Source organism: uncultured Pseudoteredinibacter sp. (assembly GCF_947502065.1).
Taxonomy (GTDB): domain Bacteria; phylum Pseudomonadota; class Gammaproteobacteria; order Pseudomonadales; family Cellvibrionaceae; genus Pseudoteredinibacter.
The window spans coordinates 22,162-38,365 of record NZ_CANMYE010000009.1 but is presented as its reverse complement, the minus strand read 5'-3'; the positions used below and the strand labels follow the sequence as shown (position 1 = coordinate 38,365).

General features: G+C 47.5%; 14 protein-coding genes. 5 read left to right on the top strand and 9 right to left on the bottom strand.

Features of this window, described 5'->3' with window-relative positions; genetic code table 11:
* Window positions 1-384: 384 nt before the first annotated feature.
* Entirely contained in the window at window positions 385-1,662 is a 1,278-nt protein-coding gene (locus tag Q1A41_RS17445) for an aminotransferase class I/II-fold pyridoxal phosphate-dependent enzyme (protein ID WP_299981588.1), read from the bottom strand.
* 148 nt (window positions 1,663-1,810) lie between these two features.
* Here Q1A41_RS17445 and Q1A41_RS17440 point away from each other — a divergent pair, with 148 nt between their 5' ends.
* The gene (locus tag Q1A41_RS17440) at window positions 1,811-2,083 is read left to right on the top strand and encodes a TMEM165/GDT1 family protein (RefSeq protein ID WP_299981586.1); all 273 of its coding nucleotides are present in this window, start codon (window positions 1,811-1,813) and stop codon (window positions 2,081-2,083) included.
* Window positions 2,084-2,245: 162 nt separating this feature from the next.
* Here Q1A41_RS17440 and bla read toward each other — a convergent pair whose 3' ends face one another.
* From bla to Q1A41_RS17415, 5 genes are all read right to left on the bottom strand, one after another.
* Window positions 2,246-3,013: a subclass B1 metallo-beta-lactamase gene (gene bla, locus Q1A41_RS17435; RefSeq protein WP_299981584.1), complete on the bottom strand. Its 768-nt coding sequence runs from the start codon at window positions 3,011-3,013 to the stop codon at window positions 2,246-2,248.
* A 126-nt stretch (window positions 3,014-3,139) separates the two neighbouring features.
* A complete protein-coding gene (locus Q1A41_RS17430; protein ID WP_299981582.1) occupies window positions 3,140-3,562 on the bottom strand; it encodes a GFA family protein in 423 nt (140 codons plus the stop codon).
* 144 nt (window positions 3,563-3,706) lie between these two features.
* Window positions 3,707-4,246 (bottom strand): response regulator transcription factor, encoded by a 540-nt coding sequence (locus Q1A41_RS17425; RefSeq protein WP_299981580.1) that lies wholly within the window; start codon window positions 4,244-4,246, stop codon window positions 3,707-3,709.
* Window positions 4,239-5,570, bottom strand: a complete 1,332-nt coding sequence (locus Q1A41_RS17420; RefSeq protein ID WP_299981578.1) for an ATP-binding protein — start codon at window positions 5,568-5,570, stop codon at window positions 4,239-4,241. Before Q1A41_RS17420 ends, Q1A41_RS17425 begins: the two co-directional genes overlap by 8 nt.
* Before the next feature lie 220 nt (window positions 5,571-5,790).
* On the bottom strand, window positions 5,791-7,245 hold the full coding sequence (locus Q1A41_RS17415) for a PLP-dependent aminotransferase family protein (RefSeq protein WP_299981576.1): 1,455 nt from the start codon (window positions 7,243-7,245) through the stop codon (window positions 5,791-5,793).
* Between the two features lie 157 nt (window positions 7,246-7,402).
* Between Q1A41_RS17415 and Q1A41_RS17410 the strand changes: the two genes are divergently transcribed.
* On the top strand, window positions 7,403-8,089 hold the full coding sequence (locus Q1A41_RS17410) for a pyridoxamine 5'-phosphate oxidase family protein (RefSeq protein WP_299981574.1): 687 nt from the start codon (window positions 7,403-7,405) through the stop codon (window positions 8,087-8,089).
* Window positions 8,090-8,682: 593 nt separating this feature from the next.
* Here the strand turns inward: Q1A41_RS17410 and Q1A41_RS17405 are convergent.
* On the bottom strand, window positions 8,683-9,603 hold the full coding sequence (locus Q1A41_RS17405) for a LysR family transcriptional regulator (protein ID WP_299981572.1): 921 nt from the start codon (window positions 9,601-9,603) through the stop codon (window positions 8,683-8,685).
* Between the two features lie 275 nt (window positions 9,604-9,878).
* Here Q1A41_RS17405 and Q1A41_RS17400 point away from each other — a divergent pair, with 275 nt between their 5' ends.
* Window positions 9,879-10,163 carry a hypothetical protein gene (locus tag Q1A41_RS17400; protein WP_299981570.1) on the top strand — a complete coding sequence of 95 codons (285 nt, stop codon included), beginning with the start codon at window positions 9,879-9,881 and terminating at the stop codon, window positions 10,161-10,163.
* A 61-nt stretch (window positions 10,164-10,224) separates the two neighbouring features.
* On the opposite strand, the gene Q1A41_RS17395 is transcribed toward Q1A41_RS17400, so the two are convergent.
* The gene (locus tag Q1A41_RS17395; RefSeq protein ID WP_299981568.1) at window positions 10,225-11,130 is read right to left on the bottom strand and encodes an alpha/beta hydrolase-fold protein; all 906 of its coding nucleotides are present in this window, start codon (window positions 11,128-11,130) and stop codon (window positions 10,225-10,227) included.
* A gap of 181 nt (window positions 11,131-11,311) precedes the next feature.
* A complete protein-coding gene (locus Q1A41_RS17390; RefSeq protein WP_299981566.1) occupies window positions 11,312-11,944 on the bottom strand; it encodes a thiopurine S-methyltransferase in 633 nt (210 codons plus the stop codon).
* A gap of 176 nt (window positions 11,945-12,120) precedes the next feature.
* Here Q1A41_RS17390 and Q1A41_RS17385 point away from each other — a divergent pair, with 176 nt between their 5' ends.
* Window positions 12,121-13,485 (top strand): MATE family efflux transporter, encoded by a 1,365-nt coding sequence (locus Q1A41_RS17385; protein WP_299776118.1) that lies wholly within the window; start codon window positions 12,121-12,123, stop codon window positions 13,483-13,485.
* A 189-nt stretch (window positions 13,486-13,674) separates the two neighbouring features.
* Window positions 13,675-16,203 carry an MMPL family transporter gene (locus Q1A41_RS17380; RefSeq protein ID WP_299981564.1) on the top strand — a complete coding sequence of 843 codons (2,529 nt, stop codon included), beginning with the start codon at window positions 13,675-13,677 and terminating at the stop codon, window positions 16,201-16,203.
* Window position 16,204 lies beyond the last annotated feature (1 nt).

The following is a 16,204-nucleotide window of genomic DNA, read 5'->3' as shown; positions in this document are numbered from 1 at the left end:
CTATCCATGCGCTCAGCCTTCGGCCAAGCCCAAAATCCCTCCAGGGGATTTGGTCAAGTCGGAGACGCCCCTGCAAAGAGTCCCCCACCCAAGACATTCTGCAATTGCATATATTTCCTTTGATCGGGCCTCTTTCAGCCATTCAAAAGCAACTGATAATGCAAAGGTGTAGGATTTAGCCCCTATAGTAGCTGACCAGGAACCGTAAAGCGGCATGGACGCCGCGACCCGAGCGCCCTGGATGGTTTAAGCGTGTTCCAGGGCAGCTACTATAGGGGCTAAAGCCGGCAAGTCTGTACAGTGTTCGATCTAGAGTTGAGCAGGTTGTGACTTCATTTATAAGGTTTAAGTACGAGTAGACTTCATTGCCTTTTGACTTAAATGTTAAGCTGCTAGAATCTGTTCAACAGACGCCAACTTAACCGCACACACAAACACCTGCATAGCCAAATCAACTTCATCTACCTTAGGCACGCTCGGAGCAATACGGATATTACTGTTCTGCGGATCATTGCCATAGGGGTAGGTGGCACCGGCTGGAGTCAGTTTAACACCGGCCTCAGCGGCCAGCTCAACCACACGCTTGGCAAGCCCAGGGCGAGTGTCGAAAGAAACAAAATAACCACCAGCGGCCGATTGCCACTGGCCCAAATCGTTATCACCAAAGGCTTCCACTAAACGACTTAACACAACCTCAAAGCGTGGGCGCAGCAAATCGGCATGCTTCACCATATGCGCTTTCAGGCTCGCCATATCTGGGAAAAGCTTAGCATGGCGCAATTGGTTCACCTTATCTGGCCCAATGCTCGCAACCGAAAGAGTAGCCTTAAATGCAGCAAGGTTAGCAGGACTTGCCGCCATAAAAGCCACACCGGCACCAGCAAAGCTTACCTTAGAAGTAGAAGCGAATTGCAGCACAGAATCTTCAGTACCGTGTTGCTTACAGAAATCAGCGATAGCAGGCAATGCGGCAGCGTCGGCATTTAGATCATGCAGGACATAGGCGTTATCCCAGAATACCCGGAAGCCTTCACCTGCGATGTTGCCTAGCTTAGCGATGCGCTCAATAGTCTCGCTGCTGTATACCGTGCCCGTCGGGTTCGAGTACTTAGGTACGCACCACATACCTTTAATGCTCGGATCGGCTGTTACCATGGCTTCTACCTGATCCATATCCGGACCGTTCTCATCCATGGTTACAGTGAGCATCTCAATGCCGAAATGCTCACAGATGGTGAAATGGCGATCATAGCCGGGAACGGGGCAGATAAACTTAACTTTTTCCTGCGTCTGCCAAGCACTGTTTGGGCCAGCATAACCGAAGCTATAGGCTTGCAGCATGGCTTGAAACATCAGGGTTAAGCTGGAATTGCCACCCACTAAAATCATGTCCTGGGGTACTGATAGAATCTCAGAACCTAGGGCCTTCATCTCGGCAATGCCATCAAGGCCACCATAGTTACGTACATCGGTACCGTTACTACTGCTATAATCACCGCCCAAAATGCCATCCAAGTGATTGGATAAGTCTAGCTGAGCACTAGATGGCTTGCCGCGGGTAATATCCAGCTTTAAGCCCTGGGCTTTAAAGTTTTCAAAGTCCTGCTGCAGCTGGGCTTGCCACTGTTGCAGTTGTTCTTGGCTGGCTTGATTAAGATCCACGGAAGGCTCCTTAAATTAAATGCTGTGCTATATGGCTGCTGTGTTATATGGCGCTAGTGGCCGAGATGCTATTCGCCAAAAAAGGCGACCGCATTATATCTTAAAGGCTGGCACAGCGTCTTGATAACCATCAGTTAGGTAGACCAAAGTGGACATAAAAGTTTTAGCCACCGTATTTGTAACTATTTTTCTTGCCGAGTTGGGTGATAAAACTCAATTGGCCACCCTGTTATTTGCAGCGGATAAAGAAGTCAGTAAATGGACAGTGTTTATTGGGGCTTCTCTTGCTCTCGTGGCCTGTGCAGGTATTGGGGTGCTATTAGGGCAGTACGCCTCCCAATACCTGAATGAGAAGTACCTGAACCTAGTTGCCGGTGCAGGCTTTGTTATTATTGGAGCTTGGACTTTGTGGCGAGCCTAATCGCCTTCTTAGCTGCTTGCGTTTGCAGCTAAGGCGCGATATCAGATAGCTTGATTTGCAATATTTTGGGTTGTTTATCCTCAGCTAGCTTTTCGCCTAAAGGTATTATTCTTTCACTCTTTATTTCCGGGCTTAACTTAATCGGGTAGGGCTTGGGGCTCGCTAGTTGAGTGAGCCCCGGTGTTTTTCAACAAGCTTGATAGTATGCTCAAGTAACTCTTTACCACCTGGGGCGCCGTGGGTAGGAATTACAGAATCTATTGCTGGAAAGCTTTGGGTAATATTTTTGACTGAACCGTCCCAGCTATTTACATCGCCATCTTGAGTGTTGCCCATGCCCTTGGCATTGCCTGGGCGAATTAAGCAGCCGCCGTAGAGCATCTTTTCATCGGGTAGATAGACCACGATATTATCGAGAGTGTGTCCTGCGCCGGGTTTAAATACGACTAAGGGGTTAATGTCACTGCTTTTATTGTGGCTGTCAAAACTTAGATCAAACTCTGCCGGCAATAGCTCATTGCTCGGGGCGAGATCATTAGAGTGAGGGTTTGCCCAAGTTTTTACACCGTAGCTTCTTACGGTTTCGACGCCACCCATTTTATCGGAATGGGCATGGGTAAATACGGCGCGGGTGATTGGGCGCTTAAGGCTTGTTTTTGCCCACTCCAAAATGGTTTTGGTTTGGGCATTGTTCCACGCCGTGTCGACTAGGGTAGAGTTTTGCTCATCAAGAACGATTAAGCCATTAGCGGGAATTGTTCCCCATTTATCAAAATTCTTGTAGCTGGTATGCATCCAGACATTTTTAGATAATTGGGTGAAGACAGCGTCGGTTTCAATGTTTTCAGGGTGAGCCCTGCCCGCATGGCTGTTTATGGTAAAAGCACTGAGCATTGCTATGCATAGGCTAACAAGAATAAATTTTGCCATATTGCTGTCTACCTCTTCCTATCCTTATTCACCCATATGATGTTGCATCAATGGACTTTTCTATTTGCTTTTGTCTGCTTGCTTTAATCGAGCCCAATCCATTTGGAAAGTTCCAGCAAAATTAATTTATTTGGCAAGGTAAGGCATCATTTGCATAGGTGGCCCGGCTTGCTGCTCTAGATCGTCGTTGATGTCGAAACGTGGATCACGACTGCTTACCCAAAGATGGCCTTCAGGTTTGAAATCAGCTGGATCGTCGAGGGTAGATGCTAGGCATACAATGACATTGTCCAAAACGGTAATGTCAGAATATAGGGCGTCACCGCAGCTATCACAGCGATGTTCGATAAGATCTTTCCCTGAGCCGCCTTTGCCATGATAAGTGGCTGTATTGCCACTTATGTCGATCTGGCTTTTCTGAATCAAAAATAAGCTGACACAAGGTGCGCTATTGCGCTTTTGACAAGCGTGACAATGGCAATACCCAGAATATAGAGGTTGGCTTTTAACTTGGTAGTTAACTTGGCCGCAACGGCAGGCTCCACGCATAGTTTTTCACTTCTTATTATGAAAGGAGCAATGATTATAGGGGGCTTATTAGGTCAGTGCATTAATAAAAGTCAGTGAATATAAATTCGCCTATAAATTATCTTAGCCCGGTTATCTATCTCAGATATTTTATGACTTTTAACGCTATTGCTTTACCGGTCGCTTTTGCAATTTACGCTGCAAAGTACGGCGGTGCATTCCCAGTGCGCGGGCAGTAGCAGAGATATTACCGTCGTGTTCGCTCAGTACTCGCTGGATATGTTCCCACTCTAGGCGATTTACTGAAGGTGGCTGCGTGCTGATTTCCACATCAGCATTACCTTGGCCTTGTTCAAAGGCATTTAGAATGTCGTCGGCATCGGCTGGTTTGCATAGATAGTTTTGTGCGCCGAGCTTAATGGCTTCTACCGCGGTACTGATGCTGGAGTAGCCAGTTAGCATCACGATTTTTAAATCCTGCTGTTGCAGCTTTAGCTTTTCAATTAACTGCAAGCCCGATTCTTCGGCCAGCTTTAAATCGACAACGGCTTTGGAAAAGTAGTGAGCTTGGCACAGCGCTAACGCATCTGCGATGGTGCAGGCTGTGTAGACATCAAACTCTCGCTTTTTAAAAGCTCTATGTAAAACCTGTAAAAAGACCTCATCATCGTCCACTAGCAATAGCTTTTCAATTTCATCACTCATGAACATTCCTCGATCTTTCTTCACCCAGTGGTAGCCGTAGTTCGGTATGGGTGCCCTTGCCATCGCGATTATACAGTTTGATTTCGCCGCCGTGTCGGCTAATGCTGGCATGACTTAAAAACAAGCCCAGGCCAAAGCCCTTACCTTTGGTGCTCACAAAGGGCTTGCCAAGCTGCTCGGCGATTTCGATGGGAATGCCAGGGCCATTGTCATCGATGGTCAGCATAAACTCTTTATTGCTCCAGGCCATTGTGACCGCAATACCCGTAGGGCAGGCATCGGCGGCGTTGTTTAGCAGGTTTAACATGGACTGCCCAATCGTCGCATCAAAGCTGATGTGTTTTTCTGGGCAGTCTTTGCCCAGTTGTATGTCGGCTTCAACTTCGGGGCGCATAATTAGCCACTGCTCAATAATATCGTCGCAATAAGCATGCAAATCTTGCTGGCTTTGGGTGCCGGCTTGGCTTTGTTCAGCGCGATTGATTAGGTTTTTTAAGGTGCTGTTACATTGGCTAACTTGTGATTGCAGCAGTTCTATATCGGCCTGTAGCTCAGGGTTGTCTGGGTGATCATCACGCATTTCGCTGAGCAGCGTTTTAATGGTAGACAAGGGCGTGCCCAATTCATGTGCGGTACCTGCAGCGAGAGTTGCTACGGCCATAAGCTGTTGGTTAAGCATCTCTTCTTCACGAAGTCTCGTCAGTGCTTGGTCTTGGCCGCGAATATTGCGTGCCATTTGCACCACAAAATAGCTAATCAGCAGCGCACTCACCATAAAGTTAATCCACATCCCTAAGGTGTGCATATTCCACTGTGAACCACCGTGATTATTATGGCCTTCGTGCACCATGGTAAGTTCATGGTGTTGGCTCATTGGTGAAAGCTCTTCAATGGGAATGTGGTAAATCAGTAATGCGGTATAAGCGGCAACACTCATGGCGGTGAGTATAGCGGCATAGTTCCAGCTTAAGGTAGCCGCTGCTATACACAGTGGCACCAAATAATAAGAGACAAAGGGGTTATTGGCCCCGCCGGAAAAATACAGTAATAAACTGATACACAAGGTATCGAGTAAAAGCTGTGAGAAAAACTCTAACTCGGTTACAGGCCAAGGCTTTTGCAAGCGCAACCAAGTGAGCAGATTAATGGCCGTAATGCCTGTTAGAATTAAACCAAGTACGCTGTAGGGCAATACTAGATCCAAGGCGAAATAGCTGCTGACTAAAGCAATAGACAGTGCGCAGATAAGTAAGCCGCGAATCACCATTAAGCGGCGTAAATTATTGGTCGGGGCAGCCAGGCTGAAGGAGTGGTCTTGAATCATATTGCTTGTAATAAACTCGTTGGCGAAAAACCGGTGGCGCCCTTAAATGTGCACCTTGTGTTTCAACACTGCAAGCGGTGCTGGGAGCCACCTTTTAAGCTATGAGTAGATAGAGTAAGACAGAGCAGCTCGTTTGCCTACTGCTTACCACTATCAATTTAGCCCCATAGCCCAAAAGAAACAATGTGACATGATGTCGCACAATAAAAGGGAAGTGAATTTAGGCAGGATATAGCTCAGCAAGCACATTCCTGATGACATGAACTTTACTGTGCATCTTATTGGCCGCTGTATTGGCAAAGCCCAACACTAGGCCATTAAGATCTTCTCCACCGTGACAATAATCGCTAAGGGCGCTGGCGTAGAGTTTCCGTTGTTCTAACTCGCCAACTAAGCGCCGATCGTCAATACCTTCCTTGGCAATAAACACAATATGCATTCCTGCCTGTCGTTCTAGCGTTTGCCCCCAAGGCAATAAGCACTGCATCGCATCTTGTAGCGCTAAAAGCTTTTCTTTGTAGGCAATACGCATGCGACGTAAGTGGCGATTAAAATGCCCTTCCTCCATAAAACAGGCCACCTGGGCCTGGCTAAGCAACGGTGGCTGGCCATAGCTAGCAAAGCGAGCTTGGCTAAAGGTCTTAACGAGTGGCTCTGGTAGAACCAGATAACCAAGCCGCATGCCCGGGTAGAGTGTTTTACTAAATGAACCCATATAGATCACTCGCTGATGCTGATCCAAGCCTTGCATGCAGGCCAATGGGCGATGCTGATAGTGATACTCACTGTCGTAGTCGTCTTCGATTATCCAGCTATCATTCTCGGCGGCCCAACTAAGCAGCGCCATTTTCCGCTCGAGAGACAAAACCTCGCCCATGGGGTATTGATTGGCCGGGCTGCAATAAATCAGCTTGGGTTTTTGTTTCGCTTTAAAAATGACTTCGGGGTTCAAACCATACTGATCGACAGGGCAGGGAATATGCTCATTACCTGTTAGCCGCAAGGCTCGCATAACACCCCGGTAACCAGGGCTTTCCATCGCCAAAACATCGTCAGTGGATAACAATAAACGCATACAAAGATCGAGAGCCTGCTGTGCCCCCGCGGTAATCATGACTTGCTCTGGCTGGCAATTTGCAGCACGTGATTGCTGCAAATATTGAGCGATGGCTCTTCTTAATGGCCAAAAGCCAGCCTCGTCTCCATAGCCCATATAGTCTTGACTGTGCTTGCCCAACTGCTGTGCTATGCGCTGCCAAATCTTATGGGGAAAGGCGCTAAGATCTGGCACCCCCACACAAAAACTCTGATTAATATCATCAGAGTTTTGACTGCTGTGACGTGTGACTTTTGTTGCCGGAGAACTTTCCAGAATTGAAGCCTTGGCGCTATGCAGCTGATCAGGCAGGGGGCTGGCAACAAAGCTTCCGGCACCGCGTTTACTGCTGATATAGCCCTCAGCCTGTAATTGCTCATAAGCCGCCATCACCGTGTTGCGCCCCAAATTCAGTTGCTCGGCAAGATTACGGCTAGAAGGGAGTTGGCATTTAGCGGGCAACTGGCCATTTAGCATCAACTGACGCAAGCCAATATACAGCTGCTGGCTTAGGCTCTGCTTGAGTGACTTATCGAAACTAAGCTGTCGTATTTCTTGTAGGCTGCTGGGAATAGCCATACTGGCCCCTAATTCACCAATTAAATTGGTTCCATTAAATTACAAAAATTGGATCTCAACAAGGGGCCAATTGCTGACTAAGCTACACCTCTATATTAGCCGAGCGCCATAGCTCATAAGACATAGTAATAGAGAAATATCCAGATAAGGAGTCAGCGTGTCTGAGAACAGTAACAACGAACAAACCCTAGAACCTTTAAGCCAAAGCCCGAAAACTCGACTGAGACGCTCACCCAAAAGAGCCGTTTTTGATCGCCAAGCTTTGTACAACATCTTCGATGAAGCCATGGTGGCCCACGTGGGCTTTGTACAGGATGAACAAAGTTTTGTTATTCCTATGCTGGTATGGCGCTGGGAAAATCGTTTATTTATTCACGGCAGCAACGGCAGCCGCATGATTAAAGCCCTGTGTGGCGAGCAATCAATTTGCATCACTGCCACCTTATTGGATGGCATGGTAATGGCCAAATCGGCTTTTCATCACAGCAGCAATTACCGCAGCGCGATGGTAATGGGATCTTGCTATGTGGTGGAAGATAAACAAGAAGTCGAGCAAGCACTTGAAGTCTTTATGGAGCTAATCGCCCCTGGCCGCTGGCCCCATCTGCGACCACCTACAACAAGTGAAATAGCGGCGACTACCGTGCTTGCGATTGATATCGAAGAGGCCTCGGTAAAAATTCGCAGTGGTGGCCCGATTGAGGATGAGGGCGATTTGGAGTGGCCTGTGTGGACAGGCGAATTACAACTACGCCAAAAGGTAACGGCCGCTGTTGAAGATCAATACAGTGTGGGTGAGATGAGTGATTATAGTGAAGCCTGGGGGGAGCGTTGGAGTTTGTAGTATGCAAGTGAGCGTAGATCTACAATTCATATATGAAAGGCGCTAGTCGAAGTCTTTAAAGGATGCACACTGCAGCTTTGCTCTCTATTCCCTTCTGATCAGGAACCGTGGAGCGGCATGACAAATCTCTCTGGAATAGATTTGGGCTTGGCCGAAGGCTGAGCACCTGGATGGTGCGAATCCACGCCGCGAAGTCGAGCGCCCTTGGATGGTTTAAGCGTGTTCCAGATCAGAAGGGAATAGAGAGTAAAGCGCTCCGGCTTAGTATTACTTACTGGTAATTGCTAAATTTCCATAATTGGAGTGCTTAATTACTTAGTATTTTTACTATGAAACCATTAAGGTGAGCTCGTGGGTATAAATCGATCGTCGATACCTGACCGCTTTCAGCCCAGATGATCGCTGCTCAGAAACGCGCTTAAACCATCCGGGGCGCTCGACTTCGCGGCGTCCATGCCGCTCCACGGTTCCTGATCAGCGATCATCTAGGCTAAAATCTACTTTGCGAAAATTCTGAACAACAAGAAAAGGTGGAAGTGTTGTAGTTGATGGGGCTAGCTCAACACCGAATAAATGCTAAGCCCTACTAAAACCTACAACTCCCGGTGACGCTCCAACGTTTGCCAATGCTTCTCGCATTGACCTTCCATCAGCGGCAACTCTTTCTCCAAACGATCAACCACAAAATCACGCAAGGCCTTAATGCGTGCTGTATTACGCAAATCAATATGACTCAAAACCCAAAGCCCCATACCTTGGTAAAGCGGAATACCCGGAACACGAATCAACTCCGGAGTGGTATCACCAAGACCACAGGGCAAGCGCGCCATACCGCAGCCAGCTCTAGCCAACTCATAAATGCCATTAATAGTAGAGCAGTAATGCCTAACCTTTAGCCCCGGCATATATTCCTCAACCCAATCTGGCGTATTAGGCCCATTTTCTGTCCAATCGATCGCACAAATAGATTGCGGGTCTTGCTGATACTGCTGCCACACATCCTCAGTGCAGTAGACCGTCATCGCAAAACGGCCGAGTCGCTTACCCACCAAATCCGGTGCCGGATTATCCGTCGCACGAAAAGCCAAATCGGCCTCGCGTGCACCGAGATCTAAATTCTCATCCTGTAAAATTAATTCTAAATCGATATGGGGGTGTACATCCAAAAACTCCTTTAGCACCGGCGCCAACACCCGACGGCCAAACATATCTATAGCCGTAACCTTAATAGTGCCAGCGAGCTCTTGCTTATCTGCCGTGACCAAGCGATCCATAGCGTTAACAGACTCACGCATATTTTCCGCATAGGGAATCATGCTTTCCCCAAGTGGGGTGATACTTAAACCTGTCGCAGTTCGCTCAAAAAGTGGCGCGGCTAGCTGCTGTTCTAAGGCAGAGATACGACGTGAAACCGTAGTGTGATTGACTTTTAATTGTTTGGCTGCTGCGGCCATGGAGCCACTTTGCACCGTGGCTAAAAAATAATTAAGATCGTTCCAGTCAATATTTTTCATGCTGGTTCCTTAGGCGGCAAGCATATTTTATTGGTATTTTTCGCCGAAAAAGCAGTCATTGTGTGCTTTTTTTGCTCGGCTTTTTATCTCGGCTAGCAAGCAGTTTACCCAGCCTCATCGCAACGGTTTAGTGATTTTCCTATTACTTATCGTATCTTTACGCAGCTTATCTATTATTAACTGTGCAAAAATGCAAACCATATTTGCCGTTTCTGTCATTGTTGCAGCCTCCCCTAAGCATTAGCATGGCCATGCTTATTTTTGAGGAGAATATCATGAACCGTTTTGTTAAAGCTGCTGCATTTATCGCAGCCGCACAGTTGGCTTTAGTTCCAGCTGCCAGTGCCGGTAAGAAACAAGAGTACATCAAACTAGCCGAAGAAACTGCTGCACAGCAGTTTGAAGTTGCTGCTGACAAAGTTCGCTTTAAGCAGATTAGCACTACCGGTGGTTTTGCGCGTGTTTATCTGAAAGTTCACACTTCAGATACTGAAAAGAAAACTGTTTTCTGTAAGATTCGTAAAAAGAACAAGAACGTAGAATTCTGCAAAGAGAAGTAATTTTTTTATACTTCTTTGAATGGGGGCTCGTGGTGTAGCCCCTTTTTTTTGCCTTAAACACTTACTTTTGATATTTCTCACCTGGTAGTAACCAATACAAGCCTTGAGTTAAAACCGTAGGATAAGTTAGCTCATGGTGGGCCTGTTCGACAATTTGCTTGTTCAAGCGCAATGATGGGTAGTTGCGCTGTTCCAATTGATCGTAGAGTAGCCCGAAATCTTTCACCATATTAATCGGGGTGGGTTTATTGTAATCGTCATTACTGCCTGCTGGCCGTTCAAAAGCGCCAACACCCATAAACAGCTCCGCATTGATATCCATGGTTTCTTTAGCCACGGCCAGTTCTTTTTTAAGCACCCAGCGATTAGAAAACCAAATAGAAGGGCTGGAGATTAAATAGTAGCGAAAACTGTCACTGTGCTCGAAGAGAGCGTACAACCCAAAAATTCCACCTAAAGAGTAGCCCGCGTAAGCGCGACGCAAACTGTTTATACGGTAGCGGTTCTCGACTAAAGGGAAAAGTTCTTGCTTTAAAAAGCCAAGGTATTGCTCGGCTTCACCATTGGGGTTGTCTTCGGTTTTGGGGGTGAAGTCTCGTCGCCGGCTTTCAAAAGGGCGATCGCTCGGTGAATAAGAGATGCCCACCAGAATGTGATGCTCCATTGCGCGATTGATCATCGCTGCATGGGTAATGCCGGAGGCGAGCTGAAAAGAATAGAGCCCATCATTGAGATAGACCACAGGGTATTTGCGTAGCTGATTGCCTTTATCAAAGTAGCTAGGCGGAAGCTTGATATAAATATCGTAGCTGCGCCCTAATTGCTTTGATTGGATTTGTAAAACCTCGGAATCTGGAATTTCAAATCCAGAAGGGCTTGGTTTGTTTGTAGCACTTGCACTTATGCTGCAGAGCATTAATAAAGTAAGCAGGAAGCCTGTATAGCTCCGTCTTGTTGTTAACAACATTTTTCACCCTAATCCCTTAATTATGTTGGGCACCGTCTTGGTACCCATTGTGCCGTTTTAGGCGACAGTCGTGTCTCGCCGAAAAGCACTATTTTTTGCATAGCCCAATAACTGTGGCTGGCGCTCTAGCGGCGCCGTTTAGCCATTGTAGGGCAGCGCGGGCTTTGGGTAAAACGGGTGCTTATTTAAAGCGTAGTAAAAAACTGTGCTCTAGGGCGACAATTCCCTTCACTTCTTCGGGGGCCTGGCCCAGGGGCTCGATCTGTGCCGATGCCAAGATCAATCCATCGAGCATGGCCGGGCTGATACTAAAAGGTGGCCCCGACTTTAAGCTTTGATCGTATTCCAAAGTGATCAGTAAGCTTTGGCAGGGTCTTGGCAGCGTATTGGCCAGGAACGCGCAATACTGGCGGCGCATCTCCAAGGGCAGGGCGATCATAGAAGCTCTATCATATACCCAGCGGCAGGCGCCGAGTTGTTCAGAATCGAGGGCGAAAAGATCGCCGCAATACAGAGTGTAGTTTGCCGCTTGGTATTTTTGCAAAGCGCCGACCTGCTCAATATGGGGCTCTAGTCCCTGTTCTTGGAAAAATTCTTCCACGGCAATTTGGCTAAGTTCTACCCCAATTACCTGTAGGTTTTGCTCGGCTAAAAAGACCATATCGAGGCTTTTGCCACATAAGGGGACAAAAACCGTATCGCCTGCGCGGGCATTAAGTGTAGGCCAATGTTTAAGTAAGCTATTGTTAAAGCGTCCTTCATGAAATCCAATTTGCTGTTCTTGCCAGCGCTGCAACCAAAATTCTTTTTCCATTATTTGCCCCTCTCATTGCTTGATGCCCGCTGTGTATCGATTTACTGCCCCAATTCCTGCAGGGCGGCAATGTATCAGATGAACCGTTAGAAATCAGGTACGGAATTGCAAAGCCTTCGGCTTTCGACTCGGTAGCAGTGCTATAATGCCCGGCTTAAATTTGTATAGGTATATTTATGTCATCGGCAATGCAAGCAACCTTAACCCAGGGCTCGGTCGCAAAAACCTTGCGAGATATGGCCGCGCCTATGGTGATCGGCTTATTGGCGATGATGTCCTTCAATGCTGTCGATACTTTTTTTGTCGGGCAATTGGGTGAAGATGCCCTAGCGGCGATGAGCTTTACCTTTCCGGTCGTTATGGTTTACACCAGCTTGGCGATTGGCCTAGGCGCCGGTACCTCTTCCTGTGTTGCCCGTGCAATTGGCGCTGGCGATCAAGCGATGGCCAAGCGTTTATTAACCGATGTATTGACCATTGCGCTGCTAATGTCGGTAATTTTTGGGGTGTTGGGTTGGTGGTTTATGGAACCCATATTTTATGCTTTGGGCGCCTCTGAAAAGCTGATGCCGCTGATCCGCGAATATATGGATATCTGGTTTTTAGGTATCCCCATGGTCATTATGCCGATGGCGGCCATGGCCGGCTTGCGCGCTATGGGGTTAAGCAAGTTACAAGGCGTAGTAATGGGAATCTCCGCCATTGCCAATGGCCTGTTAGACCCCTTGTTGATCTTTGGTTTATGGGGCTTTCCGCGATTGGAGTTAGCTGGCGCGGCTTGGGCTAGCTTTATCGTTCGTATTGGTGTGATGCTGGCGGTGGCGCATATTTTAATTGTGCGATTGCAGGTCTTAACTAATCCCTTCGCCAAATTAAATGAGTTGCTTGCTTCATGGCGACAGGTCTTTCATGTGGCCATTCCCGCAATGGGCACCAATGTGATTATCCCGCTGGCCAGCGCCATCGTAGTTGCTATGGTGGCCAGTCATGGAGAGGCTGCGGTTGCCGGCTTGGGAGTCGCGCTGCGTGTAGAACCCATGGTGCTGATTTGCTTTTACGCGCTATCTGCAGTGATGGGGCCGTTCTTTGGTCAAAACCTTTCGGCCTCGGCAATTGATCGTGTGCGTGAGGCGCAAAGTGTGGCCATGCGTTTTTGTTTAGCGATGGGCCTCGCGGTAGCTGTCTTACTAGCTCTGGGTGGCGAATGGCTGGCCAGCTTATTCAGTGATTCACCTGAGGTGATCGCCGTGGCTAAAGACTATCTACTGCTAGTGCCAATTAGCTATGGCTGCTACGGCATGGTGATGTACATTAATGCTGCCTTTAATGGCATAGGTAAGCCAATGCCGGGCCTAGTGATTTCCAGCTTGCGGGTAATAGGTTTATATCTACCGATCGCCTGGTTGGCCATGGAATTTTGGGGGCTAAAAGGCTTGTTTATTGCCACGGCGGTAACCAATGTGGCTGTAGGCCTGATCGGCTATATTTGGCTGCGCAGCCATATCGAAAAGAGCGCCGAGGCCCTTTGCCCTAACAGCTAGCCGCTGCTTATATCCTCCTGTTGTTCTGTTTATAGCTTCTGCAATTTAGCTTAAAGACCGTGACATCATCGGTCTTTGGGTTCTCCTGCATGGTTTTCTCTTCTTTACTCACCGACCGGTCGTTCCAGCCTTTACAAATAATTTATATTAGTAAATACTAAATTAACTTTTCATTATTTTGGTATGGCTATGAAACACCGGTTAATGGAGTGGTCGCTAGATCACCCTAAGCGCATCTTTTGGCTGACGGGCCTTTTATGTATTTTGGCTTTGGCCATGTTCCCGCGTATCTCGGTGGATACCGATCCTGAAAACATGTTGCCCCATGAGCATCCAGTACGAGTATTGCATGAAGAGATAAAACACCGCTTTGGGCTGTCCGATATGGTGGTGCTTGGAATTGTGAATGAGCAGCACGATCAAGGCATCTACAATGCACGTAGCTTGTGGAAGCTTTCTCAGTTGAGTGCTGCTGCATTGGCCATGGAAGGGGTGATTGATGATGATCTAATGAGCTTGGCTGAAAGCGATAACATCACCCAAGGTAAAAATGGAGAAATTGCTTTTAATTGGATGATGCGAAGCCCCCCGGTAGATGACGAGGCGGCCCAGCTTATCGCTCAATGGGTAGAACGTTTACCGCTACTCAACAACACCTTGGTGTCCGCCGATCAAAAAGCCGCCGCGATTTATATTCCTATCGTCGCAAAAGATCAAAGCTACCGAATTTACCAAGAGCTGCTTGCGGCCATCGAGCAATTACCAGCTGGCGATGAACAATTTCACATTACCGGTTTGCCAGTCGCCGAAGACACCTTTGGTGTAGAAATGTTTAAGCAGATGGCGGTATCGGCGCCAGCGGCTGGCTTATTGATCTTTATTCTAATGCTGTTTTTTTTCCGCTCAATTCCTTTGGTAACTGCACCTATGATTGTCGCCATGGCGACGGTGATTATTACCATGGGCGCGATGATTGGTATGGGCTTTCCTGTGCATATCATGTCATCGATGATACCGATCTTTTTAATGCCGATTGCCGTGGTTGATTCGGTGCACATTCTATCGGAGTTTAATGATCACTATCGTCCGGGTATGGATAAAAAAGCCTTGGCAGCAAAAGTGGTCAATAATCTTTTTCAGCCGATGCTGTTTACCTCGGTAACTTCTATGGTGGGTTTTGCATCACTGAATACCGCCGACATTCCACCGGTAAAAGTGTTTGGTAGTTTTGTGGCTATTGGTATTGGTGTTGCATTTTTGTTGAGTATCACCTTGGTGCCAGCCTATATGTCTAGTCTGTCGGATCACACTTTAGCAAGCATGGCTAAGCGGGTGCATAGTGATGAAAAACCCAATAGTTTACTGGCAAGGTTTTTACGCTTACTGCCTAATTTTACAAGCTCATTCCGTTTGTTGATTGTGCTCGTCGCTATGGGGGGGCTGCTTCTATCTGGTTTAGGCATCAGCAAAATTAATATTAACGACAACCCCATGAATTGGTTTGAGCCAGAGCATCCAATCCGCAATGCCGATCGGGTTTTAAATAGCCACTTTGCAGGCACATACGAGGCGTACCTCAGTTTTAGTGCACCGGCTAGCGACGCAGAAAATGGTAGCAAGCTACGGGAAATTTTGGCGCGTTCGCCAGAGAAAATTCAAACTGAGTTTGCAGATTTACAACTTGCAGGTGAAGACTTGGCTACGGCGCTATTTGATAAGCAAATGGCCGCCAGCGATGAAGAGCTGCTTTGGTGGGATGAGTTATCGTTGGCTTTGGATAATGCTGGCGAAGAACATCGCTTGTTCTTGCAAAGTGAGTATCTCAATTACTTAGAAAGAGTGCAGGCCGCTTTAATGGCCAATGGCTATGTGGGTAAAACCAATGGCCTTGTCGATCTGCTAAAAACGGTCAATCGGGAACTGCACGGTGGCCAAGCTGAACATTATCGTTTACCAGGAACGGCGGAAGCCGCAGCCCAAGCGATTTTAACCTTCCAAGGCTCTCACCGCCCTGGGGATATCTGGCATTTTGTCACACCTGATTACCGCTCTTCACTCATTTGGCTGCAGCTAAAATCTGGCGATAACCAAGATATGAGTGCAGTGCTGGAGGCGATGGATAAGTGGTTTATCGATAATCCACCGCCTAAAGGTCTTGAGGTCAATTGGAGCGGTTTAACCTATATAAATGTGGCCTGGCAAGACGCCATGGTGAGTGGCATGTTGCAAAGTTTATTGTCTTCCTTTGTGATCGTTGCACTCATGATGATGTTCCTTTTCCGCTCGGTCATCTGGGGCTTAATCGCCATGTTACCGCTGACCTTAACCATCAGTTTGATTTACGGCTTAATTGGTTTTACAGGCAAAAACTACGATATGCCGGTTGCTGTGTTATCGGCTCTTACCTTAGGTATGAGTATCGATTTCGCGATTCACTTTATCGAGCGTTGCCGTGCCTTAATGAAAGAATATGGCAATTGGCAAGAAACGTTGCAAGCGATGTTTGAAGAGCCTGGCCGCGCCATCAGCCGCAATGCCATCGTAATTGCATTGGGTTTCACCCCCTTGTTGCTAGCGCCACTCGTTCCGTATCAAACCGTGGGTTTATTTTTAGCCTCCATTATGGCGATCTCCTGCATCAGTAGCTTATTACTACTACCGAGTGTGATCTCCTTTGCTAGAAAAATTCTATTTAAATCATCCGAGCAAAGCGCTTGAT

What these genes read in the sequence shown, in the direction of transcription:
- bla (WP_299981584.1), bottom strand. Translation starts at nt 3,013, where the DNA reads ATGGCAAAATTTATTCTTGTTAGCCTATGCATAGCAATGCTCAGTGCT.
- Q1A41_RS17430 (WP_299981582.1), bottom strand. Translation starts at nt 3,562, where the DNA reads ATGCGTGGAGCCTGCCGTTGCGGCCAAGTTAACTACCAAGTTAAAAGC.
- Q1A41_RS17425 (WP_299981580.1), bottom strand. Translation starts at nt 4,246, where the DNA reads ATGAGTGATGAAATTGAAAAGCTATTGCTAGTGGACGATGATGAGGTC.
- Q1A41_RS17420 (WP_299981578.1), bottom strand. Translation starts at nt 5,570, where the DNA reads ATGATTCAAGACCACTCCTTCAGCCTGGCTGCCCCGACCAATAATTTA.
- Q1A41_RS17415 (WP_299981576.1), bottom strand. Translation starts at nt 7,245, where the DNA reads ATGGCTATTCCCAGCAGCCTACAAGAAATACGACAGCTTAGTTTCGAT.
- Q1A41_RS17405 (WP_299981572.1), bottom strand. Translation starts at nt 9,603, where the DNA reads ATGAAAAATATTGACTGGAACGATCTTAATTATTTTTTAGCCACGGTG.
- Q1A41_RS17400 (WP_299981570.1), top strand. Translation starts at nt 9,879, where the DNA reads ATGAACCGTTTTGTTAAAGCTGCTGCATTTATCGCAGCCGCACAGTTG.
- Q1A41_RS17395 (WP_299981568.1), bottom strand. Translation starts at nt 11,130, where the DNA reads ATGTTGTTAACAACAAGACGGAGCTATACAGGCTTCCTGCTTACTTTA.
- Q1A41_RS17390 (WP_299981566.1), bottom strand. Translation starts at nt 11,944, where the DNA reads ATGGAAAAAGAATTTTGGTTGCAGCGCTGGCAAGAACAGCAAATTGGA.
- Q1A41_RS17385 (WP_299776118.1), top strand. Translation starts at nt 12,121, where the DNA reads ATGTCATCGGCAATGCAAGCAACCTTAACCCAGGGCTCGGTCGCAAAA.
- Q1A41_RS17380 (WP_299981564.1), top strand. Translation starts at nt 13,675, where the DNA reads ATGAAACACCGGTTAATGGAGTGGTCGCTAGATCACCCTAAGCGCATC.